Origin of the sequence: Chamaesiphon sp. GL140_3_metabinner_50, assembly GCF_025361915.1 — a bacterium.
Taxonomy (GTDB): Bacteria; Cyanobacteriota; Cyanobacteriia; order Cyanobacteriales; family Chamaesiphonaceae; genus Chamaesiphon.
This window is the reverse complement of record NZ_JANYJC010000178.1, coordinates 1-2,268: the sequence shown is the minus strand read 5'-3', so window position 1 is coordinate 2,268 and position 2,268 is coordinate 1. Positions and strand designations below refer to the sequence as shown.

The window sequence follows — 2,268 nt, the reverse complement described above, 5'->3', positions numbered from 1 at the left end:
GTTATTCCAAAATCCATCCACTATGCCCTAAAACCTAATGCCTAAAACCTAAAACCTAAAACCTAAAACCTGTTAAAATAGACAAAGCGTCAACACCTAGATATCGCGCTTAACGATTCGTTCATGCCAACATCGATCCTCGTTGAAAAGAAAAAATTAGCCAAACCGCCATTAGATATCCATTATCTAGGCGATCGGGTCTTACGTCAGCCTGCCAAACGGATTGCCAGCGTGGATGAAGAAATCCGCCGGACGATCGTGGCGATGCTCCAAACAATGTACAGTGCCGATGGTATTGGTTTAGCCGCACCGCAAGTGGGCATTCACAAGCAATTGCTCGTCATCGACTGCGAACTAGACAAACCAGAAGCTCTGCCCCTAATACTGATCAATCCAGCCATTAAAAAGTACGGCAAAGCCCTCTGTAAAGACCAAGAAGGCTGCTTGAGTATTCCGGGAGTATATTTGGATGTCGAACGTCCAGAAACGATCGAGGTGGCATATCGCGATGAATCCGGTCGTCCGCGTACGCTCAAAGCCGATGGCTTACTAGCCCGTGTTATCCAACACGAAATGGATCATCTCAATGGGGTCTTATTTGTTGATCGAGTAGAAAACGAACTCGCTCTAACTGAAGAACTCAAGAGTAAAGGTTTCTCACTGCAACACGTCCAACATCTCAATCCAGGAGCATAATCTCAGTTCATGTACACCCCTCTAACTGGTATCTGCTTACTTGGTGCTTCAATTTCGGCAATTGCCGCAGTCGGTTCGGTATTTGAACTTACCTCTGGTGCCCCGGAATGGGGTACGGCTGTCACTGGCAGCGTTTTAGCTGCATCTATTCCCCTGACGGTGTTCTTATTTCTAACTGCTGTCAAAAATTCTCGTTAGGTAACGCGAACCACTCTCAAAATTCAAGGTAGGGATAACTCATGAATTATCCCTACCTTGAACTTTGGGGAGTGCGTTTATAACAATTCATCCATTAATTGCATGACCTCGATCGCACCATCGGATAATCGATCGAATGGTGAGAGCATAATTTGGGTTTCTAATAAGCCTTTAAGGGCAATTAATTTGAGACTATTTTCGGCATGAGCTTGAGAAATCGGCACGGCGGCGGGGAGATACCCGATCGCGCCTAAATCGGACAGTAATGCCCGTCTAACTTGTAAATCGCTGTTTGCTAAAGCTTGCACCAATCGATCGCCATACACGGCATCCTGAGTGAGCTGGTACATCGCTCGTAAGCCAGCAGCGCGCACTCTGGGAATTGGATGTTCGAGAAATGGTTGAATTGACGACACGGCAGTTGTCGCACCCAATGTACCCAATGCTTCTAAAATTGCATCGTAAGGTTGCGAAAAATCTTCACCATTTGGTAATAATTTACCATCGCAAATCGCGGGTGCTAGCAGCTCGATTAAAAACGGAATACAGCGCACATCTCCCAACATTTCTAGCGATTGCGCCACCGCCTCGCGCACGTAAAAATCTGTGCAATTCAAACACTCGATTAAAGCCGGAACAGCTTGCAGATCTTCTAATTTCCCCAATGCTCTTGCCGCACTGCGTCGCAGCGGATAACCGCCTTCGGGAGTCCGATCTGCTTCATCATTTAAAGCTGCAATTAAGCCGATTATCGCTGCTGGCTCTTTAACTCGAAATTTACCCAGCCACCAGGATGCATACGCACGCGATCCTAAGTCTTCCCCGTTCAGATTTTCGAGTGCCTGTGCGATCGTTAGTGGTTCGCCAGCTTCAATTTGCGATTCATCGTTCATCTTCGTTCCTCGAACGTAGGGAATAGGGAATAGGGAATAGGGAATAGGGCACAATAGCCAGACAATATCGCTTTTTTTATTTTACCGTGACAAATCGCCAAAAAAATTCCCGAAGTTATTTCCTCATCGGTCAACGCAATTGCTAACGGATGGAGATAACTTCGGGTATCGAACCGGAGGTTCTAGCTTAATGCATTGATGGCATAATCGAGGTAAGAATTAGCTTCAACAGCCGCATCGCCAGACAAACCGTGGTTAGATTTGATGTACTTGAGAGCTTCGATGTACCAGCTTGGGGATAAGTCGAAAGTCTTGTTGATTTCTGCCAAACCACCTAAGAGGTAGTCATCCATTGGGCCAGTTCCACCGACAACTAGGCAATAAGTCACCATGCGGAGGTAATAACCGATGTCACGTACACACTTAGCTTTACCAATAGAGGTAGCTGCAAAGTTAGGGCCTTGCATGGTAGTGGTGTAGG

At 46.5% G+C, this 2,268-nt stretch carries 3 protein-coding genes and 1 pseudogene; 2 read left to right on the top strand and 2 right to left on the bottom strand.

The annotated features are described in order from the left end of the window. Positions 1–123: 123 nt before the first annotated feature. Both def and Q0R35_RS08945 read left to right on the top strand, forming a co-directional pair. Entirely contained in the window at positions 124–696 is a 573-nt protein-coding gene (gene def, locus Q0R35_RS08950; protein WP_295616391.1) for a peptide deformylase, read from the top strand. Between the two features lie 9 nt (positions 697–705). Then, on the top strand, positions 706–894 hold the full coding sequence (locus tag Q0R35_RS08945; protein ID WP_295616388.1) for a hypothetical protein: 189 nt from the start codon (positions 706–708) through the stop codon (positions 892–894). A gap of 77 nt (positions 895–971) precedes the next feature. On the opposite strand, the gene Q0R35_RS08940 is transcribed toward Q0R35_RS08945, so the two are convergent. Next, complete coding sequence (locus Q0R35_RS08940) at positions 972–1,787, bottom strand: HEAT repeat domain-containing protein (RefSeq protein WP_295616384.1); 816 nt, start codon at positions 1,785–1,787, stop codon at positions 972–974. Positions 1,788–1,969: 182 nt separating this feature from the next. Continuing rightward, a pseudogene (locus tag Q0R35_RS08935) lies at positions 1,970–2,268 on the bottom strand (phycocyanin subunit alpha); the annotation flags it as partial.